Below are 25,032 nucleotides of genomic sequence, written 5' to 3'. Positions count from 1 at the left end.
CCTCTGCGGCCGGAGACCCGGATCCCGGGTCCGGCCGCAGAGGCATCCCCGACCGAGAGGACACCGCATGACGACGCCGACCGAGGGAGTCCGCGACCGCGTGGTCGTGCTGGCGGGGGCCACGAGCGCCGCGGGCCTGGCCGTGACGCGAGCGCTGCGCGAGGCCGGCGCCCGCGTGATCGCCACGGGGCGCACCGCCGATCGGCTGCGTCCGCTGGCCGAGGCGGGCGCGGAGACCGAGGTCGCCGATGCGACCTCGGTCTCCGAGATGACGGCCCTCGCCAGGCGCCTGGAGAGCGTCGACGCGGTCGTGCCGCTCGTGGGCGGCTGGCGAGGTGGCGGCGGCCTCGCCGGACAGACCGACGACGATCTCGCAGCCCTGCTGCCGGCGTTGGAGGCGGTGCGGGCGACGAGCCGGGCCTTCGACGCCCGACTCCGCGCCTCCGCCGCCGGACGGTTCGCGATCGTGTCGTCCACCGCCGTCGCACGCCCCCTCGCCGGTGGAGCCAACTATGCGGCGGTCAAAGGCGCGAGCGAAGCATGGACCCGTGCCGTTGCTCAGGGGTATGCCAAGACCGCGCGGGAAACCGCGGAGCCCCTCCGGGCCGCTGCCGTCGTGTTCCGCGCCAAGGCGCTCGACCCCGATGTCCTCGCCGCGCGTCTCGTCGGGCTCTGGGACGGCGACGCCGCGGATCTCAACGACCGGGTGCTCGACCTGGGCTGAGCCCGGCGCGGACCGTCACCGGGACTCGGGCGGTATGCCGGGGACGACAGGCGGGGCGTCGCGGTGCGGGCTCTGGCCGTCGGTCAGCTCTGCCGAGCGGCCCCCGGCCTGCCCCTCGTCCGCCGCGTCTTCGGGAGCCGGATCCGGGGCTGTCGCGTACAGCTCGGTGAGCGTGCGGTACGACCGGGTGAAGAAGGCCAGGGTCGCGGCCACCACCATGATCAGACCCGCGAAGAGACAGATCAACGCGATCCCCCGCGCCTCGCCCTCACCGAGGAGCCACCCCCATTGCCGCTGACCCTGCGCGCTGTCCATGTACGGGATCACGAGGAACTCGGCGATCGGAGCGATGAGGAACGCGGTGATCGGGGCTGCCGCCGCCTCCATCGCGGCCGCCGTGCCGAAGACCCGGCCCTGGCGCGCGAACGGCACGACCTTCTGGATGACCGTCTGCTCCGCGGCCTCGACAGGAGGCACGAGCGCCATGTACACCCACATGCCGAGGACGTACAGCGGCCACCACTCGCGCAGCATGAACACCGCCCCGAGGATGCCCATCGCGATCACGACGAGCAGCATCGTGCGCACCGGCTTCTTGCCGAGGCCGAACTTGGCCACCAGTCCCCCACCGATGAGGAATCCGGTGGAGGCGAAGGCCAGCGCGAACCCCCACATCTGCGCGTCGAACAGCGTGAGTCCGTACGGGTCCATGAGCGCCATGTAGACGCCGCCGATGAGGTTGTTGAAGGTCGAGAAGACGATGAGCGCGAACAGTCCGGGGGCTTGGCGGATCGCCTGGACGCTGCCGCGGAAGTCGACGGCGCTCTTCGCCTCCGGGTCGACCTCGGGCTCCGCCTCCGGGATCCGGATGAACAGCAGGTGCGCGAACGTGAGAGCCATCGCGACGATGGCGATCCCCAGCGTCCACCCCATGCCGAGGAAACCGATCGAGAGCCCGGAGAAGACGCTCGTGACGAGGAACGCGATCCCCTGCACCGTGCCGACGAGGCCGTTGGCATTTGCCCGCTTCTCCTCCGGCACGAGCAACGTCACCGTGGTGGACAGCGCGATGTTGCGGAGCTGCTCGATCACCCCGCCGAACAGGATGACACCGGAGAACAGCCAGAACCATGGCCCCCCGAGATCGAGCAGAGACGCCTCGGGCTGCCAGAGGTACAGCACGCCCGCGATCAGAAAAGCCACCGCGGAGATCACGCTCGACAGGAGCATGACCCGGTGCTTGCGGTGCCGGTCGACGATGGTGCCGAACATCATCGCGAAGAACGCGACGAACAGCATGTACGCACCGCCGATGATGCCCGTGGCCAGGACGGACCGGGTCTCGATGTAGACCCAGAACGTGAGGGCGAACCACAGGAAGCTCGTCGTCACGTTGGCGATCAACGTGTTGACGAGGACGTTCGCGAAAGCGGTCTTCGCCGCGCTGCGCTCCATGGTTCGAGGGTAGAGCGGGCCTCGGACATCCGGTAGGGGAAGGCGATTAGGCTTGTCCGGTGAGCATCCCGCACGACCCCGCCATCCGGGGCTTCGCCAGTGACAACTACTCCGGCATCCACCCCGAGGTCCTGGCGGCCCTCGCGGCGGCGAACGGAGGCCATCAGGTGGCCTACGGCGAGGACGCCTACACCGCCCGCCTGCAGGAGGTGTTCCAGGCCCACTTCGGCGACACCGCCGCCGCGTACCCGGTGTTCAACGGCACCGGCGCCAACGTCACCGGCCTGCAGTCGATGCTGCCGCGCTGGGGGGCCGTGATCGCCGCCTCGACCGCGCACATCAACGTCGACGAGGGCGGAGCTCCCGAGAAGATCGGGGGCTTCAAGCTCCTCACCGTCCCCACCGACGACGGCAAGCTCACCCCCGAGCTCATCGACCGCGAGGCTTGGGGCTGGGGCGACGAGCACCGCGCGCAGCCGCTCGTGGTCTCGATCACGCAGTCCACCGAGCTCGGCACGCTGTACACGGCGGACGAGATCCGCACGATCGCCGATCACGTGCACGCGCGCGGCATGAAGCTGCACGTCGACGGCGCGCGGCTGTCGAACGCGGCCGCCGCTCTCGACCTCCCGCTGCGGGCGTTCACGACCGACGTCGGGGTGGACGTGCTGACCTTCGGCGGCACGAAGAACGGCGCGATGCTCGGCGAGGCCATCGTCGTCCTCAACCCGGAGGCTGCCGTCGGCCTCAACTACGCGCGCAAGTTCAACATGCAGCTCTCGTCGAAGATGCGGTTCGTCTCGGCGCAGCTCATCGCCCTGCTCGACGGCGACCTGTGGCTGCGCAACGCCCGGCACGCGAACGCCATGGCCGCCCGGCTCCGTGCGCGCATCGAGGCCGGCCTGGCCGAGGGGTCGATCGCCGGGGTGGAGTTCACGCAGCCGACGCAGGCGAACGGCGTGTTCGCGACCCTGCCGGAGGGTGTCGCCGACCAGCTCCGCGACGTGTTCCGCTTCTACGACTGGGACGCCGCCCGCCGCGAGGTGCGCTGGATGTGCGGCTTCGACACCGAGGAGTCCGACGTCGACGCCTTCGTCGACGCCCTCGCCCGTCTCACCCGCCCCTGACGCTTCGAGACCCCGGGCTCGCGCCGAGACCCCGGAGTGCCCACGCGTCTAGGCCGGGGCGTCGACGCGAAGCCGGGGTTTCGGCGGGGAGGTCGGGAAGCGGGGTCAGCGGAGGAGGCCGAGGCTGGCGAGCGCGTGGCGGATGAGCGTGCCGCGGCCGCCCTCCATCTCGGCGGCGACGGCGTCGGACGCCGCGGCCTCCGGAGAGAACCACGTCACCTCCAGCGCGTCCTGACGCGGCTCGCACGTGCCGGTCACCGGCACCACGAAGGCGAGGGACACGGCGTGCTGACGGTCGTCGTGATACGCGCTCACCCCCGGGATCGGGAAGTACTCGGCCACCGTGAACGGCAGGGGCTGCGGCGGCAGGAGCGGGAAGGCCATGGGGCCGAGGTCGTTCTCGACGTGGCGGAACAGCGCGTCGCGGATCGTCTCCCCGAAGCGCACACGACCGGACACGATCGTGCGCGTGATCTCGCCGAGCGGGGTGGACCGCAGCAGCACGCCGATCTCGGTGACCTGGCCGGAACCGTCCGTGCGGACAGGGATCGCCTCGACGTAGAGCATCGGAAGGTGGCGCCGTGCCTCCTCCAGCTCGACGTCGCTCAGCCAGCCCGGATTCGCATCCGGCACCGGCGGGTTCGCGTCGCGGAACGAGCCGAGACCCTCGTCATCGGGCTCCGGCTCCGGATCGGGTGTGCGCACCGCCATGCCTCCTTTCTACCAGCCGTCCTCGTCGATGGGCACCACCGCCGCGAGCACTGGCAGGATGACGGTGTGACCGAGAACCTGACGATCGACGACGCGGCGACGCGATGGTCCCACCCCGATCGCGCCGGGCTCCCGCTGCTCGTGCTGCTGCACGGCTACGGCGCCGACGAGCACGACCTCTTCGGCCTCGTCCCTTATCTGCCCTCCGGGATCGCCGTGGCCTCCGTCGCCGCTCCGCTGGCCCCTCCGTGGCCGACGCCCGGTCGCTTCTGGTACCCGATCCAAGGGCTGGACGGCCGCAGTTCCGCTGCCGTCACCCTCGCGGCCGAGGCGTTCCTGCGCTGGCTCGACGATGCGGCGGCGGACGCGCCGTCCGTCGCGTTGCTGGGATTCTCCCAGGGCGCCGCGGTGTCCCTGCAGGCTCTTCGGCTGGATCCCGAGCGCTTCGGCGCCGTGGTCGCGCTGAGCGGGTACGCGACCCCGGACGCCCTGCCCGAGGACGAGCACCTCGCGGAGGTCCGCCCACCGGTCTTCTGGGGCCGCGGCACGCACGACGACGTGATCCCCGCACCGTTGATCGCCCACACGGCGCAGTGGCTGCCGGCGCACACGACGCTCTCCGGTCGCGTCTACAGTGGCCTCACCCACAGCATCTCGGAGGAGGAGCTCGGCGACGTGCACCGGTTCCTCACGACCTGGGTCGAGGGGATCGACGAGGATCAGACCGAGGGTCCTCGACCGTCCTGAGTCTCGTCGCCGGAGTCCGGGTCGGCGTTGTCGTCGGCCCCCTCCGCCCCTTTGTCGACGCTGCCTCCCGATCCGCGGAAGGCCACGGACAGCGCGATGCCGATGGCGACGCCGAACAGGAGGCCGAGCGCCCAGTTCTGCAACGCGACGCCCATGGAGACGCCGATGGCCATGCCGACCGCGAGACCGATACCGAGGCCCGTCCGCGCGCGCATCTCCTCAGGGCTGGGGTTCCGATCGTCTGCCATGACTCCACGGTAGGAGCCCGGGAGGGGCGCCGCATCCCCCGTGCGACGGACCCGCGACACGCCCGGGAGTTGCGCGATGCGACACGCCCGGGTATCGTCGTGGCGTCCTGTCCGCCGTGTCTGGAAGTCCTTTGATCTGAATCGTCGCCTCCGCGCCCCTCTTCTCGCGCGCTGACCCGACGATCGCCGACTCCCCGGCAGACACTCTCCTCCGTTCCCCGTGACTCCACGGCCCGGCAGGGGCTCGGTGTCAGTGCATCCTCGCACTCGACAGGAGACACCCCATGTCACAGCCCTCTTCCTCGCACGCCTCGGTCGTCCTCGACCGCCTCTCCTTCACCTGGCCCGACGGCACAGTCGCCCTCGACGGCGTCTCCGGAGCCTTCGGCGCGGGCCGCACGGGCCTGGTCGGCCGCAACGGCGCCGGCAAGTCGACGCTGCTCCGGCTCATCGCCGGCGAGCTCGACCCGACCTCGGGGACCGTCAGCACCTCGGGAGAGGTCGCCTTCCTCCCCCAGCAGCTCACGCTCGACGTGGAGCGCCGGGTGTGCGACCTCCTCGGGGTGTCCGCCGCCCTCGACGCCGTCCGCGCCATCGCCGCGGGCGATGTCGACCCCGCGCACTTCGACGCGGTCGGCGACGACTGGGACATCGAGGCGCGGGCCGAGGCCTCCCTCGCGGAGGCCGGGCTCGCCCCCGAGTTCCTCGACCGCACCGTCGGCGAGCTGTCGGGCGGGGAGGCCGTGCTCGTCGCGATCGCCGGCATCCGGCTGCAGCGGGCGCCCCTCACCCTCCTCGACGAACCCACGAACAACCTCGACCGCGACGCCAGAGCCACCCTCGCGGCGATGGTGGAGGGATGGAAGGGCACGCTCATCGTCGTGAGCCACGACCTCGCGCTTCTCGAGCTCATGGACGACACCGCCGAACTCTACGGACAGACCCTTTCGGTGTTCGGCGGACCCTACTCGGAGTGGCGCGCCTGGCTGGATGCCGAGCAGGATGCGGCGAAGCACGCCGAGGTCGCCGCCGCGCAGGTGCTCCGCAAGGAGAAGCGGCAGCGGATCGAAGCCGAGGTCAAGCTCGCTCATCGCGCCCGGACCGCCAAGAAGGCGGAGGTCGAGAAGCGCGTTCCGAAGATCATCGCGCACGGTCGGAAGATGGCCGCCGAGGTATCGGCCGGCAAGCTGCGCACCGAGGTCGGCGCGAAGGAGGACGCTGCGCGCGCAGCACATGATGCGGCGGGTCGGCGGGTCCGGTCGGATGCCTCGATGAAGATCGAGCTGCCCGATCCCGACGTGTCGCGCAGCCGTCGGATCGCCGAGCTCGGCGGGCCGGATCGGTCCTGGGTGATCCAGGGTCCGGAGCGCGTGGCCCTGATCGGCCGCAACGGCGCCGGCAAGACGACGCTGTTGGAGCGGCTGGTCTCCGGGTCCGTGCACAACTCAGGAGAAGAGCCGCCGGAACGTCCGAATCCGTCGTCGGAGGCAGAGATCGGGCGCGATCCCCTGAGTTGTGCACGGCCGGAGCTGCGGGCGGAGGCGCTCACCGACCGGATCGGCTACCTCCCGCAGCGCGTCGACGGTCTCGATGAGGAACGCTCCGTCTTCGAGAACATCGCGGCCGCAGCGCCGCATGTGCCGGAGAAGGAGCTTCGCAATCGGCTCGCCCGGTTCCTCATCCGAGGCGCGACGGCCGACCGTCCGGTGTCGGCACTCTCCGGCGGCGAGAGATTCCGAGTCGCCCTGGCCCGGCTGCTCCTCACCGATCCGGCCCCGCACCTCGTCGTCCTCGACGAGCCGACGAACAACCTCGACCTCGACACGGTCGACCAGCTCGTCGAGGCGCTGCGGGCGTACCGCGGGGCGGTGCTCGTCGTGAGTCACGACGACGCCTTCCTCGCCCGGCTCGACCTCGACCTCACCCTGGAGATCGATGCCGACGGCGGGTTGCGGGAGGTCGGGTGACGTCTTCCGTCGTTCCGTCTGCACGACCCGGGTCCGTCCGCACGACCGGAACCGTGGTTCCGTCGTGCGGGCGGAACGAGGTCGTGCGAGTGGGGCAGCCGGGTGTCAAGGTCCGGGCCGGATGTCGGTGGGGTCGGGAATGATGGAGGCATGAGCGACGTGCTCGACCGTTTCACCCCGGCCACACAGGACTGGTTCCGGGGTGCCTTCACCGCACCCACGCCGGCACAGGCGGGGGCGTGGGAGGCGATCTCCGCCGGCAAGCACGCGCTCGTCGTCGCTCCGACGGGCTCCGGCAAGACCCTGTCGGCGTTCCTCTGGGCGATCGACAGCGTGTTCCGCGAGCGCGCCGACCTCCCGGAGGAGCCGAAGAAGGACGGGTCCCGCACGCGGATCCTGTACATCTCCCCGCTCAAGGCCCTCGGCGTCGACGTGGAGCGCAACCTGCGCTCTCCCCTCATCGGCATCGGGCAGTCCGCGCGGCGGCTCGGTCTCGCAGCCCCCGGCATCACGGTGGGCGTCCGCTCCGGCGACACCACCTCGAGCGATCGCCGCAAGCTCGTGTCCGATCCGCCCGACATCCTCATCACCACGCCCGAGTCGCTGTACCTGATGCTCACGAGCCGGGCGGGCGACACCCTCCGCGACGTGCACACGGTCATCATCGACGAGGTGCACGCCGTCGCCGCCACCAAGCGCGGCGCGCATCTCGCTGTGAGCCTGGAACGCCTCGACGCCCTCCGCCGCTCCCACGGCGCCGAGAGCGCCGCGCAGCGCATCGGCCTCTCCGCCACCGTGCGCCCGATCGACGAGGTGGCACGTTTCCTCGGCGGCGCGGACCCGGTCGAGATCGTCGCCCCGCCCGCGTCGAAGACCTTCGAGCTCGGTGTCGTGGTGCCGATGGACGACATGACCAACCCGCCTCCCCCGCCCGGCGCCCCGCCGGAAGCGCCCGGCATCGACGCGGAGTACACCGAGGTCACCGGGTCCGTGTGGCCGCACGTCGAGGAGGCGATCGTCGATCGCATCCTCCAGAACAACTCGACCATCGTCTTCGCGAACTCCCGCCGCCTCGCCGAGCGGTTGACCGGACGGCTGAACGAGATCTACGCGGAGCGGATCGGCGTCGCACTGCCGGAGCCGTCCGTGCCCGCCGCGATGATGGCGCAGGCGGGGTCCACCGCGGGCGCCGATCCCGTGCTGGCCAAGGCACACCATGGCTCGGTGTCGAAAGAGCAGCGGGCGCAGGTCGAGGAGGAGCTGAAGTCCGGCGTCCTCCGTTGCGTGGTCGCTACGAGCAGCCTGGAACTCGGCATCGACATGGGTGCCGTCGACCTCGTGATCCAGGTGGAGGCGCCGCCGTCTGCGGCCTCCGGACTCCAGCGCGTGGGTCGCGCCGGCCATCAGGTCGGCGAGATCAGCCGGGCCGCCCTCTTCCCCAAGCACCGCGGCGACGTGCTGCACACCGCGATCGTGACGGAGCGCATGCTGGCGGGGAAGATCGAGGCCATCCAGGTGCCGCGGAACCCGCTCGACATCCTCGCCCAGCAGACCGTCGCGGCCAGCGCCCTCGGAGCGATCAGCGTCGAGGAGTGGTTCGAGACCGTCCGCCGCTCCGCCCCGTTCCAGTCGCTCCCCCGCTCCGCCTATGAGGCCACGCTCGACCTGCTGGCCGGCCGCTTCCCCTCCGACGAGTTCGCCGAGCTGCGGCCGCGACTCGTCTGGGATCGCGATGCCGGCACGCTCACCGGTCGCCCTGGTGCGCAGCGGATCGCGGTCACCAGCGGCGGCACCATCCCCGACCGCGGGCTCTTCGGCGTCTTCGTCGCCGGCGAATCCACGGGGGCCCGGGTGGGCGAGCTCGACGAGGAGATGGTCTACGAGTCCCGCGTCGGGGACGTGTTCACGCTGGGCACCACGAGCTGGCGCATCGCCGAGATCACCCACGACCGGGTCAACGTCATCCCCGCCTACGGCCAGCCGGGAAAGGTGCCGTTCTGGCACGGCGACGGCATCGGGCGTCCGTTCGAGCTGGGCGAGGCGCTGGGGGCGTTCTCCCGCGAGGTGTCCGCGGCGAAGCCGGAAAAGGCGGAGCAGCGCCTCATCGCCGCCGGACTCGACGAGCAGGCGCGCGCGAACCTCCTCGCCCATCTCTCCGAGCAGCGGGAGGCCACGGGCACCCTGCCGACGGACCGCACGCTGACCGTCGAGCGCGGACACGACGAGGTCGGCGACTGGCGGGTCATCCTGCATTCCCCGTACGGCATGAAGGTGCATGCGCCGTGGGCGCTCGCCATCAATGCGCGCGTGCGGGAGCGTCTCGGCGTCGAGGGCTCCGCGGTGGCGAGCGACGACGGCATCATCGTCCGCATCCCCGACGCCGAGTCGGAGCCGCCCGGCGCGGAGCTGTTCGTGTTCGATCCAGATGAGCTCGAACAGCTCGTCACGCAGGAGGTCGGCGGCTCGGCGCTGTTCGCGTCGCGGTTCCGGGAGTGCGCCGCGCGGGCGTTGCTCATGCCGCGCACGAACCCCAACCGCCGGACGCCCCTGTGGCAGCAGCGCCAGCGCTCGGCGCAACTCCTCGAGGTCGCGCGCCGTCATCCCACCTTCCCCGTCATCCTGGAGACCCTGCGCGAGGTGCTGCAGGACGTCTACGACCTGCCGTCGCTGCGCAGGCTCGCAACGAGCATCGCCGACCGCCGCATCCGCCTCGTCGAGACGCAGCCGGGGCAGCCGTCGCCGTTCGCGCGCGACCTCCTCTTCGGTTACGTCGGGGCGTTCATGTACGAGGGCGACTCGCCGCTCGCGGAACGCCGCGCCGCCGCTCTCTCCGTCGACCCGGCGCTGCTGGGCGAGCTGCTGGGCACGGTCGAGCTGCGCGAGCTCCTCGACCCCGACGTCATCGCCCAGTTCGAGCGCGAAGCCCAGCGTCTCGACCCGGAGCGCCGGGCGCGCGGCCTGGAGGGGGTCGCCGACCTCCTCCGGCTGCTCGGCCCGCTCGACGCCGACGAGGTCGCCGCGCGCCTCGATCCCGACTCCACCGACGGGGCGACCGCGGCAGCGCTGCTGGACGACCTCGTGACCGCGCGACGGGCCATCCCGGTCACGATCGCCGGGGTGTCCAGGGTCGCCGCGATCGAAGACGCGGGGCGCCTGCGCGACGCGCTCGGGGCGGCCCTGCCGACCGGCATCCCCGTCGCGTTCCTCGAGCCGCTGGCGGATCCTCTCGGCGACCTCGTGGCCCGTCACGCCCGCACCCACGGCCCGTTCACGACCGTAGCCGTCGCCGAGCGGTTCGGACTCGGTACCGCCGTCGCCCGGCACACCCTGCAGCGCTTGGAGACGAACGGCCGCCTCACGAGCGGGTACTTCCTCCCCACCGCCGCCGGCAGTGGCGACGACATCGAATGGTGCGACACCGAGGTGCTGCGGCGGCTGCGGATGCGATCGCTCGCCGCGATCCGCGGGTCCGTCGAGCCGGTGTCCCCGGAGGCCTATGCGCGGTTCCTGCCGGACTGGCAGCACCTCGGTCGGCCCCTGGAGGGCATCGACGGCGTGCTGACGGTGATCGAGCAGTTCGCCGGCGTGCCCATCCCCGCCAGCGCCTGGGAGTCGCTCGTCCTTCCGTCGCGGGTGCGCGATTACACCCCGGCGATGCTCGACGAGCTCACGGCCGCCGGCGAGGTGATCTGGTCCGGCCACGGCACGCTTCCCGGGCGCGACGGGTGGGTCTCGCTGCACCCGGCCGATCTCGCCCCGTTCACGCTGCCCGATCCGGACGCGGAGATCGCGGCGGACTCGTTGGAAGCGCGCCTCCTCGCGGCCCTCGCGGCGGGCGGCGCCTACTTCGCCGCGCAGCTCAAGGAGATGACCGGCGCCGAGAACGAGCAGTCGGTGCTGGAGGCCCTGTGGTCGCTGACGTGGTCCGGGCACGTCACCAATGACACGTTCGCGCCGATCCGCTCGCTGCTGACCGGGGGCTCCCAGGCCCACAAGGTCAAGCGCCGCGCTCCGCGGGCGCGCACCTATCGCGGCATGTCGCTCACGCGCACCGCGCCGCGCCCGACCTCCATCGGCGGTCGGTGGTCGCTGCTCCCCGAGGTCGAGACCGATCCGGCGCGCCGCGCGACCGTCACCGCCGGACTGCTCCTCGACCGCTACGGCGTGGTCACCCGCGGCGCCGTGCAGTCCGAGGGCGTCCCCGGGGGTTTCGCGCAGGCGTACCGCGTGCTGGCCGGGTTCGAGGAGGCGGGGCACTGCCGCCGCGGCTATGTGATCGAGAAGCTCGGCGCCGCGCAGTTCGCGGCCTCCGCCACGGTCGACCGCCTCCGCACGTACGCCGGCCTCGCCGATCCGCCGCCACGGAAGGCCGTCACCCTCGCCGCCACCGACCCCGCGAACCCGTACGGCGCGGCGCTCGGGTGGCCGAAGCTCGAGGGCGTCTCGCATCGCCCGGGACGCAAGGCCGGCGGCCTCGTGGTGCTCGTCGACGGCACCCTCGTGCTGTCGCTCGAGCGCGGGGGGCGGACCGTGCTGTGCTTCACGGACGACGAGGAGGTGCTGCAGGCCGCCGCCGCCGACCTCGCGACGACGGCCAGGGACCGCCGCCTGGACACCCTCACCGTCGAGAAGGTGAACGGCGAGGGGGTGTACGGCACGATCCTCGGGCGGGCCCTGCAGGAGGCGGGCTTCGTCCAGACGCCGCGCGGCTTCACCCTCCGCAAGGCCGTCTGACCCGACATCACGACCACCCCCGACCCCCCTTACCCTGGAGCCATGATCCGAGAGTTCGCCGCCGGCGTCCGCACCCTGTTCCGCGGGTTCGGCGTGTGGCGCACCCGTCCGGGCCTGATGGCGCTCGGGCTCGTCCCCGCGATCATCGCGCTCGTGCTCCTCGCGGCCGTCCTCGTGCCGCTGATCCTGTCGATGCCGTCGCTGTCCGCGTGGCTCACCCCGTTCGCCGACGGCTGGGCGGAGCCCTGGCGCGGCTTCCTCCGCACCGCGGTCGGCCTCGTCGTCGTGGCAGCCGCACTCGCGCTGGCCAGTTCGGTGTTCAGCGCCCTCACCCTCACGATCGGCGACCCGTTCTACCAGCGCATCTGGCACGCCGTGGAGAGAGACCTCGGCGACCCGCCTCCCGCCGACGGCGGTAGCTTCTGGACCACCGTCGGCGAAGGGCTCCGTCTGGTCATGCTCGGCATCCTGATCGCGCTCCTCGTCCTGCTCGTCGGCCTCGTTCCCGGTGTCGGCGGCGTCCTCGGCGCGGTTTCCGGCGTCGTCCTCACGGGCCGCCTGCTCGCGCGGGAGCTGACCGGCCGCGCCTTCGATGCGCGCGACCTGAGCCCGGCCGCCCGCGCCGCGCTGTTCTCCGGCAGCCGTGCGCGCGTGCTCGGCTTCGGCGTCGCCACCCAGTTGTGCTTCCTCATCCCGGGCGGTGCCGTCGCGGTGATGCCGGCCGCGGTCGCCGGGAGCACGATGCTGGCCCGCGACATGCAGGCCCGCACCCCGCTCGCCGTCGCCGCCGCCGCCCCTGCCCCGGGCCGGCACGACCGCACCACCGGGACCGCCTGATGCCCGAGGGCGATACCGTCTTCCGCACTGCGCGCCGCCTGGACGAAGCCCTCGCGGGCGGCGAGGTCACGCGCTTCGACCTCCGCGTGCCGCGGTTCGCGACACTGGACCTGACCGGGCAGCGGGTGCACGGCGCCGTCCCCCGCGGCAAGCACCTGTTGCTGCGGATCGGCGAGAGCACGCTGCATTCGCATCTGCGCATGGACGGTGCCTGGTTCGTCTACCGACCCGGCGAGAAGTGGCGGCATCCGGCGTTCAAGGTGCGGGCGATCGTCGGCACGGCGGAGCGCGAGGCGGTGGGTGTGGACATCGCCGAGGTCGAGGTCGTCGCCACCAGGGACGAGGACGACCTCGTCGGCTACCTCGGCCCCGATCCGCTCGCCGCCGACTGGGACCCGACGGAGGCCGCCCGACGACTCGGCGCCGACACCCGGGCTATCCACGTCGCCCTGCTGGATCAGCGGAACGTTGCGGGCTTCGGCAACGAGTACGCGGCAGAACTCCTGTTCCTCCGCGGAATCCTGCCGACCACGCCGACCCCCGAGGTCGACGTCGCCGCCCTGCTCGACCTGGGCGTGCGGACCATCCGCGCGAACCGCGACCGCCGCAACCGCACCTTCACCGGCATCGATCGTCCGGGACAGGCGACGTGGGTGTACGGTCGGGCCGGTCGCCCCTGCCGCCGCTGCGGCACGCTCATCCGCCGCGGGGAGCTGGGGGCCGATCCGACGCGCGAGCGGATCACGTTCTGGTGCCCTCGGTGCCAGCGCTGAGCCGTATCCATCCGCGGGAATGAATCTGCCCCTCTCGTGGTTGTTGATATATCCGGAGAACTCCGGAGCACGGGAGGAATCGTGGGCAAGAACTACGTCGACATCGAGAACGACCACGGAGCGACGCTGCGGTATCGCAAGCACGCCAACGGTCGCGGTCTCGTCGCGCATGGCGCCAAGGTGCATCCGAAGGCGCACATCGAGGCGGGGGCCTACATCGAACCGGGAGCACGCGTCGGAGCGGGGGCCATCGTCGCCCGCGGTGCGTGGGTGGACGAGGACGCCGTGATCGGCGAGGGCGCGTACATCGACGCGCACGCGCACGTCGGCCAGGGCGCGGCGGTCGGCGACCACGCGCACGTCGGGGTCCGCACCGACATCGGGGCCGGGGCCCGCATCGTGCGGGGCGCCCGCATCGGCGACGACGAGACGGTCGCGGCGGGGCTCACCGTCGCCACCGATCAGAAGGGTCTGTGGCTGGCCGCCTGACCGCGCTCAGAGCAGGCGTCGCTCCGACGCCCAGGCCGTGAGCTCGTGACGCGAGGAGAGCTGCAGCTTGCGCAGCACCGATGAGACGTGGGTCTCCACGGTCTTGATCGAGATGAACAGCGCGGCTGCGACCTCCTTGTAGGCGTAGCCCCGGGCGATCAGCCGCATGACCTCCTGCTCACGGGAGGACAGCCGGTCGAGTTCGTCCGTCGCCGTGGCGGTCTCGCCGGCGACGGCGCCGAATGCGTCGAGCACGAAACCGGCGAGCCGCGGCGAGAACACCGCGTCCCCCTCGGCGACAGCGTGGACGGCATCGCTCACCTCGCGTCCGGACGAGCCCTTCGTGATGTAGCCGCGCGCCCCCGCGCGGATGACCCGCACGACGTCGGCGGCTGCGTCGGACACGCTCAGAGCGAGGAAACGGGTTCCCGGCACTGCCGACCCGCGGAGCACGGCCTCCCCGCCGGTCGCGTCGTCACCTTCGCCGCCGGGGAGGTGCACGTCGAGGAGCACCACGTCGGGTGCGGTCTCCGCGATCACGGCGATGGCCGATGGCACGTCCGCCGCCTCGCCCACGACCTCCACGCTGGCGTCGAGGTCGGCCCGCAGGCCGGAGCGGAAGATGGAATGGTCGTCGACGATCACGACGCGCAGACGGTCAGCCACGGAACTCCTGTCGCACGGCGCCCCGCTCCGGGGATGCAGCGGTCGTGATGCGCAGGTGGACCTCGGTGCCTGCCTCATCGCTGCGCACGGACCCGGTGCCCCCGGCCCGACGCATGCGCCCGATGATCGACTCGCGCACGCCGAGACGGTCGCCCGGCACCTCGTCGAGCCGGAATCCGGGACCGCGGTCACGGACGAACACCTCGACGCCATCGACACGCCCCTCGATGTACACGGAGATCTCGCCTCGCGCATGCCGGGCGGCGTTCAGCATCGCCTCGCGAGCGGCGGCAGCCAGCTCCCCGCTGGCCCGCTCCGCGGAGAGTCCGGCCGAGACCACGTCGATCCGGACCGGGTGGTCGATCTCGAGCGCTCCGGCGTAGTCGCGCAGGGCGGTCGGGAGGTCGCTGTCGGCCGGGGCGTCCCCGTCGTACAGCCACGCGCGCAGCTCCCGCTCCTGCGCGCGGGCCAATCGTGCGGCCTCACTCGATGCCCCGGCTCGATTCTGGATCAGGGCGAGCGTCTGCAGCACCGAGTCGTGCAGGTGAGCCGCCATGACGCTGCGCTGCTCCTCCCGGATGCGGCGCACCCGCTCCCCCGCCAGCTCCCGCCAGCGCGGAATGAGCGTCGAGGCGACCACCGCGACCAGCCCTGTCAGCGGGACCAGCACGAGCACGACACCCGAGCGGGCGACCGGCCAGGAGAGCAGCAGGAGCACCACGAGCCCGAGGATCAGCACCGCGAGGATGCGGACGGTGGTGGTGTGCCGAGGGCCGCGCGCCGTGTCGCTGCGATCGATGAGCGTCGCCCACAGCCCGGAAGCGGTCGCACACAGGGTGGTACCGCCGACGACCACGGCCGCCGTCCCCGGAGGGATCGAACCGTTCAGCCAGTCGCTCCCCCCGCGCCACACCACGATGACGAGGGCGCCGACGGCCGCGGGGACCAGCAGAAGCCAGGCGACCGGGAGGCGTCGCGTCGGCGACGTCATCCCCTCCGCCCACGGCATGAACGTCCAGCACCACGCATAGAGAAGCACGCCCGCGCCGCCGCAGAGCGTCAGGGCGAGGAACAGCGCCCGCACCAGCCTGGCGCCCACGCCGAGGTGGCGTGCGATCCCGGCGCTCACCCCGGCCACGAGAGCATCGCGGTCGCGGGTCAGCGCCGGACGCGCGGTCGCCGGTGCCGGGGAGGCGGGCGCGGAGACGGCGGAAGGCATAACGTCATCCAATCATCCGCGTCGTCCTCAGGGGGCGTCCCCGGCGCGGAATCAGGGTGCGCTCAGGGGTTCTCCCCATGGCACCGCGGCGCCGACGGCCGCGAGGATCGACACATGACGATTCCGACCGCCCCGCCGCCGCCCGCCGACCACGATGTGCCGGCACCGGATGCCCCCCGCAGACCGCGCGGCGCCGATCGCTTCCTGCTGTGGGTCTCCGGCCTGGGCGTGGTCCGCACCGACGGGTGGCTCGGCGGCGTCGCCGCCGGCATCGCGATCCGGCTGCGCATCGATCCGCTGATCGTGCGGGGGATCCTCGTGGTCGCCGCCCTCTTCGGCCTTCCGGCGCTGTTCCTGTACGCCCTCGCCTGGGCCGTGCTGCCGGACGTCGACGGGCGCGTGCACCTCCGCGATCTGCTGCAGCGCCGGTTCGACCCGGTGCAGCTCGGCATCCTGGCGGTGGCGGTGATCGGCCTCTTCCCGACGGCTCCGCTGGCCGGGCGCCTGTTCGGCCTCGGCTACGACGGCTGGTCGGCGCTGTCGGCCTTCACCTGGGTGGTCGGACTCGTGCTCGCCGCCGCTCTGCTCTTCCTCATCGTGCGTGCCGCGCGCCGCACCCCGGGTGCTTCCGCGCCGGATCTGCCGGGGGCTTCCGCAGATCCGGCGGCCCCGGCCGCGTCCGCCCCCCTCGCGGGTTCGGGTCCCGCCACGGGGGCGGACGCCACTCCTTCCGCAGCGGACGCACCTCCTCCGGTGACGCGTCCCGACGCCGTCGCGAACGACATCCTCGCCATCCCGGCCCCTCCGGCGCCTCTTCCTCCCGGCACGCAGGACCCCGCCGCGCTGGAAGCCTGGCGTGCGCAGCATGCCGCGTGGAAGGAGCAGGATCAGGCCTGGCGCCGTCAGCAGCAGGATGCGGAGCGCGCCGCGCGCGACCAGCTCCGCCGGGAGCGTCAGGCCGAGGCTGCCGTGTTCGCCGCCGCCGCCGCGGAGCGCCGACGTGTCCGCCGCGCGTCGAATCCGCGCGCCGGTTTCCCGTTCGTCATGACCGCCCTCGGCCTCGCGATCGTCGTCGGTGCCGGCGTGGGACTCGCCGTCGGTGAAGCCCTCGGGGGCGCGCTGGGGCTGTTGTCCGGCGCACTGGTCCTGGCCCTGGCGATGATCACGGCCGGAGCCCTCCGTCGCCGCAGTGGCGCCCTCGCCTTCCTCACCGTGCTGACCCTCGCCGCCGGGCTCCTCACGGGCGTCCTGTCCACCATGCCGGGCCTCACGCTCGGGTACGCCTCGCTCACGAACAACCAGGAGGCGAACGTCCGTCAGCCGTTCGGCGACCTGTACCTGCAGCTCCACCCGCACGACGGCGGTCCTCGCCCCATCGAGATCGAGAAGGGGTCGGGGAGGACCGAGATCTTCGTCGACGCGGGCGTGCAGCTGCAGCTCCGCGGCACCGTCGGCGACGGTGTGGAGGTGAGCTGGCTCCGCGTCGATCCCGACGACCCGATGGTCATGGACACCGGCGTCATCTCCACCCGGCCACGGGGCGAGGAGAACGTCCTCAACGCGAACATCTCCGCCGAGGAGGGCAGCCCCTCCACGATCCAGCCCGTGACCGTCGACCAGGCGAGCGGCGTCATCGTCGTGACCCTGCAGGAGCCTGAGGAGGGCCAGGAATGAGCACCGAGACCATCACCGCACCGCGGGTGCGCTGGGCAGCCGTCATCTGGGGCACGACCTTCGCCGCGATCGCCGCGGGGGCGCTGTGGTTCCTCACCGACCCGGAGCGCCGCGCCGCGCTGGCCGACGGCGTGGGGACGATGACCCCCGCCACCCTGCTCACGATCCTGCTCCTCACCGCCGGGGCGCTGTTCCTCGTGGGCGGTGTCGCCGGACTGGTCCGGCGCACCCAGCGGAACTCCCCCGCCGAGGACGCGGAGGACGCCGAGTAGCCTGGATCCCATGGCGCACCAGGGACGACGACCCGCGAAGGGCTCCGGCAAGGGCTCACCCGCCCACCGGAGCCGTGCCGCGGGCGGCGGCTCACGGCAGGGGAAGCCGACTCCGCGTCGCACCCCCCGCGCCGAGAAGGTCGTATTCGACGCTCCGACCGCGCCGCCTGAGGAACCGCGGACGTTCCGCCTCGGCGCCGTACCCGGGGCGACACCGGGCAAGTGGATCGACACCTGGAAGCGCCGCCTGCCCCACGTGGCCCTCGAACTCGTCCCGATCGAGGTCGCCGAGCAGCGTCCGGCGCTCGACGATCTCGACGCCGCCCTCGTGCGCCTCCCGCTCGACGATGTGTCCCTGCACGTCATCCCGCTGTACGACGAGGTCCCGGTCGTCGTGGCCTCGGCCGATTCTCACCTGCTCGCGGCGGACGAGCTGACGACCGCCGACCTCGCCGGCGAGGTGCTCCTCTCCCTGTCCGACGACGTGCTCGGCCCGCTGAAGCTGCCGGACACCGCCCCCGCTCGCGTGGCCGCCCTGTCGACCGCCGACGCGATCGCCACGGCGGCGACGGGTGTCGGCATCGTCCTCGTCCCGATGTCACTGGCCCGACTGCACCACCGGAAGGACGCCGACTACCGGGTCCTCGCCGACGGCCCGGTCTCGACCGTGGCCCTCGCCTGGCCGCGCGACCGGACCACGCCCGACGTCGAGACGTTCGTCGGGATCGTCCGCGGACGCACGGCGAACTCCTCGCGCTGAGCCGTCAGGCCCGGGCTCTCCCCCTCGTTAGAATCGCCTGATGGCCTCGCTTCTCTACGTCTGCGTGCGACCCGAGACCGGGGCGGCGGATGCCGAGCACGCTTCGTTCCGGCGGGCCCTCGGGGTCGACGTGGTCGATCGTCTCGACCTGCTGCACGAGCCGCTGACTCCGGCCCATCTCGACCGGTACCGCGGCGTCGTCATCGGCGGTTCGCCGTTCAACGTCACCGACGTCGAGAAGACCCCGGTGCAGCGGCGCGTGGAGGCCGATCTGGAGACGCTCGCCCGCGCGGCACGGGAACAGCGGATCGCCGCCTTCTTCACGTGCTTCAGCATCGGCGTGCTCACCCGGCTCCTCGGCGGCGAGGTCGTGACGACCATGCCGGAGGCGGCGAGCGCGACCGTCATCGAGACGACGCCGGAGGGCGCCGTCGATCCCGTGTTCGGCCCGTCCGGTCCGGCACTCACCGTCTTCACCGCGCACAAAGAGAGTGCGGCAGCGACTCCTCCGGGGGCCGTGCTCCTCGCCACCAACGCGGACTGCCCCGTGCAGGCCTACCGGGTGGGAACGCACCTGTACGCCGCGCAGTTCCACCCCGAGCCGACGCCGCGCGACTTCGCCGACCGCATGACGTTCTACCGCACGACCGGGTACTTCGATCCGGCGCAGTTCGACGCGGTGCAGCAGGACGTCCTCGCGGCCTCGGTCACCGAGGGCGCCGCCCTGCTCCGCCGCTTCGCCGAGCTGTTCGGCTGAGATCAGGCCGGCGCGTCGCCGCGGAGCAGCGGGACACGCTCGCGCAGGTAGGCCTCCAGCGGCATGAACCCGCCCGCCTGACTCCAGCGCACCGACGGCACGCCGTCGATGAGCGCGAGCGGACCGGAGGAGCCTCCGGCGTCGACCGCATCGACGTCGATCACGCTCCACCCGACGTGCACGACATCCCCCTCGTGGAAGCCGCCCCGGAGCGCGAGGGCCCGGCGCTCGGCTCGGGCGCGCGCCGACTCGGCGGTGTATCCCCGACGCCCCGGGTCCGCGGCGCGGAGCACCTCCGCCGTCGCCAGGGCGTGCGTGTCGGTGAGCAGGATCACGCCGAGGTGCCAGGCCTCGCCGACCCGGACGATCCGCCGCCCGCGCCAGCGTGAGTCCTTCTCCTCGCCGAGGCCCTCTCGGGGGGCTCCGGCGAGCTCCTGCACGGCCTGGGTCAGCAGGGCGGAGGCGGTGGTCACAGCTCCCCCAGCGTGGTCTGGTCGGCGAGGCGCGGGCCGGCGACCTGCGCACGATCGCCACGCAGCGTCATGCCGATCAGCGGGTACAGGAGCACCGACAGCATGCCCGCCCCGACCAACGCGGCCGCGGTCCCGGAGTCGAGCATGTCCTGATCCACGCCGATCGCGGTGACGGCGACGATGATCGGCAGTCCGGTGGCCGCGAGCAGCCCGAGGGCGGCACGGTCCCGTCCGCTGGCTCCCGCCGGGGCGGAGAGCTGGGCAGCCGAGCCGCGGATCACCAGGAGGGCCAGCAGGAACACCGGCACGAGGGACATCGCCGAGGGGGACGTCAGCAGCGCCTGGAGGTCGAAGGTCACGCCCGTGTAGAGGAAGAACACCGGGACGAGGAAGCCGAAGGCGAGACCCTCGATCTTGCTCTCGACCTCTTCGGCATCCTTCTCCGGGGCCCTGGCCATGATGATGCGCCAGATCGCGCCGGCGACGAACGCCCCGAGGAGCATGTCGAGGTCGAGCATCACGCTGAGGCCGACGAGCGCCGCGATGAGGAGGATCACGAACCGCACCCCGAACTGGTCGGAGGTGTGGAGGGTCGCGCGCACGATGCCGTGCAGGCGCCCGTGGGGCACCCGATGTGCGATGAGGACGGCGAGCCCCGCGAGGACGACGAAGGTGAGCAGCACCGCCGTCGCCAGGGGCGTCGTCCGGGTGCTGAGGAAGATCGAGATCGCGATCAGCGGCAGGAACTCGCCCACGGCGCCGATCGTGCTGATGGCGCGGCCGAACGGCGTGTCCAGTTCCTTCGCATCGCGCAGGATCGGCATCAGTGTGCCGAGGGCGGTCGAGCTCAATGCGATCCCGATGACGACCATGCCCTCGCCAGGGGCGAAGAAGAATCCGAGTCCGATGCCGAGCACCACGCTGAGCAGCCAGCCCAGCGACGCCCGGGCGAGGGGCTTCCCGGCCACCTGACGGAAGTCGATCTCGGAACCCGCGACGAAGAACAGCACGGCGAGGCCGAAGTCGCTGAGCTTCTCCAGCAGCGGACCGGGCTCGACCCAGCCGAGCACAGCCGGCCCGACGAGGATGCCGAGGACGAGCTCGAACACGACGATCGGCACCCGGACGAGCGGACGCACCCCGCGGGCGAGCAACGGCGCGGCCACCGCCAGCAGGGGGATCAGCACCAGTCCGATGTCGCTCGCATCCACGGTCTCAGGGTAGCGACGCCGCGGGCGATTCGCTCCCCACCCGCGCGGCACGGCAGAATCGATGCACACCCCGAGGAGCAGCCATGACCCAGCCCGATACCGCCCGCCTGCTGATCGCCTGCGACGACCAGCCCGGCATCGTCGCCGCGGTCGCCGGCGTGCTCGCCCAGCACGGAGCCAACATCATCTCGCTCGACCAGCACTCGACCGACTCCGAGGGTGGCCGGTTCTTCCAGCGGACCGTCATCCACCTCGACGGGCTCGCCGCCGCACGTCCCGCTCTGGAGGCCGACATCGCGGCGGTCGCCGAGCGCTTCGGCATGGAGTGGTCGCTGCACGACGTCGCGCGTCGCAAGCGCGTGGCGATCTTCGTCTCGAAGTACGACCACTGCCTCATGGAGCTGCTGTGGCGCACGCAGCGCGGGCAGCTCGACATCGACATCACCATGGTCGTCTCGAACCACCCCGACCTCGCCGAGGCCGTCCGCTCCTTCGGCGTGCCGTTCGTGCACATCCCCTCGACGGACAAGCAGGCGATGGAGGAGCGTCAGCTCGACCTCCTTCGCGGCAACGTCGACCTCGTCGTGCTCGCCCGGTACATGCAGATCCTGAGCGACGACTTCATCACGCGCCTCGAGGCTCCGGTCATCAACATCCACCACTCGTTCCTGCCCGCCTTCATCGGCGCGAACCCCTATGCCAGGGCGAAGGAGCGCGGCGTGAAGCTGATCGGTGCCACGGCCCACTACGCCACGGCCGACCTCGACGAGGGGCCGATCATCGAGCAGGACGTCACGCGGGTCACGCACTCGGAGTCCGCGGCGGAGCTGCAGAGCCGGGGCGCTGACGTCGAGCGTCTGGTGCTGGCCCGGGCCGTGCAGTGGCACGCCGAGGACCGCGTGATCGTGCACGGCCGCTCGACCGTCATCCTGTAGCGCCCGGCCGCTCAGCGGTCGAGGTTCCTCACCGGCCGGGGACTCCGGCTGCGAGCTCCGCGAAGACCTCGGCAGCGGTCGTCCCGCACGCGAGCGGGGCGGCCTGCCCCATCCACAGCGACTGCAGCTCGCCCAGGTTCTGCTCCCCTGCCGCCGTGCGGAACCGTCCGGTGAGCCAGTTCTGCATCGGGAACGGGGCGATCGTGCCGCTCGCCTCGATCGCCCGGACCGCGCGGTTGCGGGCACCGCGGGCGACGCGTCCGCTCATCGCCCTGGTCAGCACGGTCTCGTCGGCGGCGGTGGTCCGGATGGCGTGGCGGTGCGCTGCCGTCGCGGCCGACTCGGCGGTCGCGAGGAACGCCGTCCCCACCTGCACGCCGGAGGCCCCGAGGGCGAAGGCCGCAGCGACCCCGCGACGGTCGGCGATCCCGCCGGCGGCGATGACGGGCACGTCGACCGCGTCCACGATCTGCGGCACGAGCGCGATGGTGCCCACCAGCGATTCGGCCGCGGGACGCAGGAAGGACACCCGATGCCCTGCCGCCTCGGCTCCCGAGGCGACGACAGCATCGACTCCGGCCTCGGCGAGCGCGACCGCCTCGGCGACCGTGGTGGCGGTACCCACGACACGGATACCGCGGTCGCGCGCCTCGGCGACGAGAGCGGCGGACGGCACCCCGAACACCACGCTCAGGACGGCCGGAGCGACCTCCCACACCGCGTCGAGCTGCTCGTCGAGCTCCGGCATGTAGCGCTCGGGCCGGGCCGGCACCGGAACCCCGACGGCCTCGTAGAACGGTTCCAGCGCCTGCGCGAAGACCGTGTGCTGCGGGTTCGGCACGGCCTCGTCACCCAGGGGCAGCCAGATGTTCAGGGCGAAGGGACGGTCGGTGGCACGGCGCAGTTCGGCCCCGACGGCGCGGATCCGTTCGCCGTCGTAGCCGTAGAGCCCGTACGAGCCGAGGCCCCCGGCTTCGCTCACCGCCGCCGTCAGCGCCACCGACGAGTTCCCCCCGAACGGTCCCAGCACGATCGGACGCTCGACTCCCAGAAGTTCTGTCGCCATACCCCGACGGTACGCCTTCGAATCGCCTGAATGGCTCCATCGGTGGCCCGGATGCAGCGATTCAGGCGATTCGAACGGGGTAAGCTCGCGGCATGAGCGAGTGGTTCGGGCAGATGCTCGGCTTCGTCGCGGCCGCGATCGGCCTCGTGACGATGCCGGATGCCGCCGCGCTCGGCCTCGCCATCGCGCTGCTCGCCGTCACCGTCCTCACGCTCGCCGTCGTGCTGAGCGTGCGCCACCAGGCCTCTGCCGACACCCCGCACCCGCTGCGGGCGATCGATGTCGGAACGCTCCTCCCGCAGAGCGATCCGGATGCCGCGGGACACCCTCGTCCGCGAGCGCCGGGAGTCGCGACCGCCGCGTAGTCCGTTCGACCGGGACCGCGCGGCCTTCGCCGACCCTTCCCGACCTCATCGAACGGACCCCCGTGGACATCTTCGCCTTCCCTCCCCTCGCCGCGCTCCTGGACGCCGCCTACGGCGCCCTGAACGGCCTCTCCACCCTTCTCGAACCCTTCGCCGGCCCCTCCGCCGCCGCCCTCGCCGTGGTCCTCGTGACCCTCCTCGTGCGCGCCCTCCTCATCCCCGTCGGCATCTCCCAGGCCAGGGCCGAGCAGACCAGGGCCCGCCTCGCTCCGAGGTTGCGCGCGCTGCAGCAGCGCCACCGGAAGAACCCGGAGCGCCTGCAGCAGGAGATGATGGCGCTCTACCGGGCCGAGAACACCTCGCCCTTCGCCGGGATGCTGCCCGTGCTGGCGCAGGCACCGGTCGTCGGCCTGCTCTACACGCTGTTCCTGCGACCGGAGATCGCCGGACACCCGAACGAGCTGCTCACCCACGACCTCTTCGGCGCCCCGCTCGGCACGAGCCTGGTGTCGGCCCTGTTCGGCGGCACCGCGACTCCGGCGACGTTCGCGGTCTTCGGCGTGCTGCTGGCCGTGATGATCGCCGTGGCCGAGGTCACCCGGCGGGTGTTCCGGCCGGCCCCCGTCGACGGCGACGACTCCCCGCTCAGCTCCCCCGGCATGCTCCGGATGATGGCGGCGCTGCACTACCTCACGGCGGTGTTCGCCGCCTTCGTCCCCCTGGCCGCTGCGCTCTACCTCACCGTGACGGTCGTGTGGACCCTCGTGCAGCGGGTGATCCTGCGCCGCCGCTACCCGCTGCCGCAGCCGGCGTCCGTCCCGGCGTGAGACCCGCCCGGCCGGACGGGCGTCAGTCCGGAAGCGGGATCGGAGCGGTGAACGGCCCCCGGGCACCGTCGCCCCTCCGGTCCCGCCGCACGCCCAGCGTCGTCCCCACGCTCGCGGCGATCACGAGCGCCACCGCGAGCACCCGCAGTGGCGTGGCGTCCTGTCCGAGGATGAGCCACCCGGCGAGGGTCGCGAACGCCGGCTCCAGGCTCAGCAGCACCCCGAACACCCGCTGCGGCAGGCGCCGGAGCGCCGCGAGCTCGAAGCTGTAGGGGATGACGGACGACAGCACCGCCGTGACCGCCGCGAGCAGGAGGAGCTGCGGGTCCAGCGCCACCGTCGCCGCCGCGGGCACACCCACGGGGATGAGGAGCACCGCCGCGACGACGAGCCCCATCGCGAGTCCGCTGCTGCCGGGGATGAGGGCGCCGACCCGGGCGCTCATCCGGATGTACATGACCCAGAATCCGGCCGCGATGAGGATGAAGACCACGCCGAGCGGGTCGAGCGGCTCGGCACCCACAAGCCCGTCCACCCCGAGCAGCGCCATGCCGAGCAGGGCCACGCCCACCCAGACCGCATCGGCGAGACGACGTGTCAGTACGGCGGCGAGCACGAGCGGCCCGAGGAACTCGATCGCGACGGCGGGTCCGAGCGGGATGCGGTCGATCGCGGCGTAGAAGAAGCCGTTCATCGCGGCCAGCGACACCCCGAACAACACGGCAGCGAGCCACTGCGGCCGGGTCCAGGCCCGGGGCCGGGGCCGCACGATCACGACCAAGAGCAGCGCGGCGATCGCGACGCGGAGCGACGTCACGCCCCACGGCCCGAGGACCGGGAAGAGTTGCGCGGCCACGGCGGCGCCGAACGGCAGCGAGAGGCAGGACCCGATGACGAGCGCGACGCCCACGAGGGGGCCGGATGCCGCGGGTCTCTGCACCACACAAGCTTAGGCGGCGGGGCCCCGCCTCCCCGCCGCCTGAGCCGTCCTTCCG

24 protein-coding genes are annotated in these 25,032 nt (G+C 72.3%); 15 read left to right on the top strand and 9 right to left on the bottom strand.

The features are described from left to right. Positions 1 to 67: 67 nt before the first annotated feature. The gene (locus CYL12_RS15525; protein ID WP_101848387.1) at positions 68 to 724 is read left to right on the top strand and encodes an SDR family NAD(P)-dependent oxidoreductase; all 657 of its coding nucleotides are present in this window, start codon (positions 68 to 70) and stop codon (positions 722 to 724) included. A gap of 15 nt (positions 725 to 739) precedes the next feature. Here the strand turns inward: CYL12_RS15525 and CYL12_RS15520 are convergent, their stop codons facing one another. After that, positions 740 to 2,179: an MFS transporter gene (locus CYL12_RS15520; RefSeq protein ID WP_101848386.1), complete on the bottom strand. Its 1,440-nt coding sequence runs from the start codon at positions 2,177 to 2,179 to the stop codon at positions 740 to 742. 59 nt (positions 2,180 to 2,238) lie between these two features. Between CYL12_RS15520 and CYL12_RS15515 the strand changes: the two genes are divergently transcribed. Then, on the top strand, positions 2,239 to 3,306 hold the full coding sequence (locus CYL12_RS15515; RefSeq protein WP_101848385.1) for a threonine aldolase family protein: 1,068 nt from the start codon (positions 2,239 to 2,241) through the stop codon (positions 3,304 to 3,306). A gap of 105 nt (positions 3,307 to 3,411) precedes the next feature. Here the strand turns inward: CYL12_RS15515 and CYL12_RS15510 are convergent, their stop codons facing one another. Continuing rightward, positions 3,412 to 4,017 carry a DUF4916 domain-containing protein gene (locus CYL12_RS15510; RefSeq protein ID WP_101848384.1) on the bottom strand — a complete coding sequence of 202 codons (606 nt, stop codon included), beginning with the start codon at positions 4,015 to 4,017 and terminating at the stop codon, positions 3,412 to 3,414. A gap of 66 nt (positions 4,018 to 4,083) precedes the next feature. Here CYL12_RS15510 and CYL12_RS15505 point away from each other — a divergent pair, with 66 nt between their 5' ends. After that, the gene (locus CYL12_RS15505) at positions 4,084 to 4,764 is read left to right on the top strand and encodes an alpha/beta hydrolase (RefSeq protein WP_101848383.1); all 681 of its coding nucleotides are present in this window, start codon (positions 4,084 to 4,086) and stop codon (positions 4,762 to 4,764) included. On the opposite strand, the gene CYL12_RS15500 is transcribed toward CYL12_RS15505, so the two are convergent. Next, complete coding sequence (locus tag CYL12_RS15500; RefSeq protein WP_101848382.1) at positions 4,737 to 5,012, bottom strand: hypothetical protein; 276 nt, start codon at positions 5,010 to 5,012, stop codon at positions 4,737 to 4,739. The genes CYL12_RS15505 and CYL12_RS15500 overlap by 28 nt on opposite strands. A gap of 284 nt (positions 5,013 to 5,296) precedes the next feature. Between CYL12_RS15500 and CYL12_RS15495 the strand changes: the two genes are divergently transcribed. The 5 genes from CYL12_RS15495 to CYL12_RS15475 all read left to right on the top strand — a co-directional run bounded on the left by CYL12_RS15495 (position 5,297) and on the right by CYL12_RS15475 (position 13,812). After that, a complete protein-coding gene (locus CYL12_RS15495) occupies positions 5,297 to 6,979 on the top strand; it encodes an ABC-F family ATP-binding cassette domain-containing protein (protein WP_101848381.1) in 1,683 nt (560 codons plus the stop codon). Between the two features lie 150 nt (positions 6,980 to 7,129). Beyond that, positions 7,130 to 11,713: an ATP-dependent helicase gene (locus CYL12_RS15490; RefSeq protein WP_101848380.1), complete on the top strand. Its 4,584-nt coding sequence runs from the start codon at positions 7,130 to 7,132 to the stop codon at positions 11,711 to 11,713. A 42-nt stretch (positions 11,714 to 11,755) separates the two neighbouring features. Then, the gene (locus CYL12_RS15485; RefSeq protein ID WP_101848379.1) at positions 11,756 to 12,550 is read left to right on the top strand and encodes an EI24 domain-containing protein; all 795 of its coding nucleotides are present in this window, start codon (positions 11,756 to 11,758) and stop codon (positions 12,548 to 12,550) included. Then, positions 12,550 to 13,323 (top strand): DNA-formamidopyrimidine glycosylase family protein, encoded by a 774-nt coding sequence (locus CYL12_RS15480; RefSeq protein WP_101848378.1) that lies wholly within the window; start codon positions 12,550 to 12,552, stop codon positions 13,321 to 13,323. Before CYL12_RS15485 ends, CYL12_RS15480 begins: the two co-directional genes overlap by 1 nt. Positions 13,324 to 13,404: 81 nt before the next feature. Continuing rightward, positions 13,405 to 13,812 (top strand): DapH/DapD/GlmU-related protein, encoded by a 408-nt coding sequence (locus CYL12_RS15475; RefSeq protein WP_025102471.1) that lies wholly within the window; start codon positions 13,405 to 13,407, stop codon positions 13,810 to 13,812. A 6-nt stretch (positions 13,813 to 13,818) separates the two neighbouring features. Here the strand turns inward: CYL12_RS15475 and CYL12_RS15470 are convergent, their stop codons facing one another. Next, entirely contained in the window at positions 13,819 to 14,478 is a 660-nt protein-coding gene (locus CYL12_RS15470; RefSeq protein WP_101848377.1) for a LuxR C-terminal-related transcriptional regulator, read from the bottom strand. Then, positions 14,471 to 15,697, bottom strand: coding sequence for an ATP-binding protein (locus tag CYL12_RS15465; protein ID WP_101848376.1), 1,227 nt, complete (start codon positions 15,695 to 15,697; stop codon positions 14,471 to 14,473). Before CYL12_RS15465 ends, CYL12_RS15470 begins: the two co-directional genes overlap by 8 nt. A gap of 114 nt (positions 15,698 to 15,811) precedes the next feature. Here CYL12_RS15465 and CYL12_RS15460 point away from each other — a divergent pair, with 114 nt between their 5' ends. Genes CYL12_RS15460 through CYL12_RS15445 form a run of 4 tightly spaced genes read left to right on the top strand, consistent with a single transcriptional unit; the run spans position 15,812 to position 19,160 of the window. After that, positions 15,812 to 17,371, top strand: a complete 1,560-nt coding sequence (locus CYL12_RS15460; RefSeq protein ID WP_101848375.1) for a PspC domain-containing protein — start codon at positions 15,812 to 15,814, stop codon at positions 17,369 to 17,371. Further along, on the top strand, positions 17,368 to 17,643 hold the full coding sequence (locus CYL12_RS15455; RefSeq protein WP_101848374.1) for a hypothetical protein: 276 nt from the start codon (positions 17,368 to 17,370) through the stop codon (positions 17,641 to 17,643). The genes CYL12_RS15460 and CYL12_RS15455 overlap by 4 nt, the downstream gene beginning before the upstream one ends. Before the next feature lie 10 nt (positions 17,644 to 17,653). Then, positions 17,654 to 18,403 carry a LysR substrate-binding domain-containing protein gene (locus CYL12_RS15450; RefSeq protein WP_101848373.1) on the top strand — a complete coding sequence of 250 codons (750 nt, stop codon included), beginning with the start codon at positions 17,654 to 17,656 and terminating at the stop codon, positions 18,401 to 18,403. Positions 18,404 to 18,443: 40 nt separating this feature from the next. Further along, positions 18,444 to 19,160 (top strand): glutamine amidotransferase-related protein, encoded by a 717-nt coding sequence (locus CYL12_RS15445; protein ID WP_101848372.1) that lies wholly within the window; start codon positions 18,444 to 18,446, stop codon positions 19,158 to 19,160. Between the two features lie 2 nt (positions 19,161 to 19,162). Here CYL12_RS15445 and CYL12_RS15440 read toward each other — a convergent pair whose 3' ends face one another. Both CYL12_RS15440 and CYL12_RS15435 read right to left on the bottom strand, forming a co-directional pair. Beyond that, positions 19,163 to 19,633 carry a glutaminase gene (locus CYL12_RS15440; protein WP_101848371.1) on the bottom strand — a complete coding sequence of 157 codons (471 nt, stop codon included), beginning with the start codon at positions 19,631 to 19,633 and terminating at the stop codon, positions 19,163 to 19,165. Then, a complete protein-coding gene (locus CYL12_RS15435; protein ID WP_101848370.1) occupies positions 19,630 to 20,844 on the bottom strand; it encodes a cation:proton antiporter in 1,215 nt (404 codons plus the stop codon). The genes CYL12_RS15440 and CYL12_RS15435 overlap by 4 nt, the downstream gene beginning before the upstream one ends. Before the next feature lie 83 nt (positions 20,845 to 20,927). On the opposite strand from CYL12_RS15435, the gene purU reads away from it, so the two are divergent. Beyond that, on the top strand, positions 20,928 to 21,779 hold the full coding sequence (gene purU / locus CYL12_RS15430) for a formyltetrahydrofolate deformylase (protein ID WP_101848369.1): 852 nt from the start codon (positions 20,928 to 20,930) through the stop codon (positions 21,777 to 21,779). 28 nt (positions 21,780 to 21,807) lie between these two features. Here purU and CYL12_RS15425 read toward each other — a convergent pair whose 3' ends face one another. After that, positions 21,808 to 22,845 carry an NAD(P)H-dependent flavin oxidoreductase gene (locus tag CYL12_RS15425; protein WP_101848368.1) on the bottom strand — a complete coding sequence of 346 codons (1,038 nt, stop codon included), beginning with the start codon at positions 22,843 to 22,845 and terminating at the stop codon, positions 21,808 to 21,810. A 92-nt stretch (positions 22,846 to 22,937) separates the two neighbouring features. On the opposite strand from CYL12_RS15425, the gene CYL12_RS15420 reads away from it, so the two are divergent. Both CYL12_RS15420 and yidC read left to right on the top strand, forming a co-directional pair. Next, positions 22,938 to 23,210 carry a DUF6412 domain-containing protein gene (locus CYL12_RS15420; RefSeq protein WP_101848367.1) on the top strand — a complete coding sequence of 91 codons (273 nt, stop codon included), beginning with the start codon at positions 22,938 to 22,940 and terminating at the stop codon, positions 23,208 to 23,210. A 62-nt stretch (positions 23,211 to 23,272) separates the two neighbouring features. Next, positions 23,273 to 24,037: a YidC/Oxa1 family membrane protein insertase gene (yidC, locus tag CYL12_RS15415; RefSeq protein ID WP_101848366.1), complete on the top strand. Its 765-nt coding sequence runs from the start codon at positions 23,273 to 23,275 to the stop codon at positions 24,035 to 24,037. Between the two features lie 22 nt (positions 24,038 to 24,059). Here yidC and CYL12_RS15410 read toward each other — a convergent pair whose 3' ends face one another. Further along, positions 24,060 to 24,977: an EamA family transporter gene (locus tag CYL12_RS15410; protein WP_101848849.1), complete on the bottom strand. Its 918-nt coding sequence runs from the start codon at positions 24,975 to 24,977 to the stop codon at positions 24,060 to 24,062. Positions 24,978 to 25,032: the final 55 nt, after the last annotated feature.

The sequence above is a fragment of the Zhihengliuella sp. ISTPL4 genome (genome assembly GCF_002848265.1).
Classification (GTDB): Bacteria; Actinomycetota; Actinomycetes; order Actinomycetales; family Microbacteriaceae; genus Microbacterium.
The sequence above is the reverse complement of the archived record's forward strand: the minus strand, read 5'-3'. Positions and strand labels throughout refer to the sequence as shown.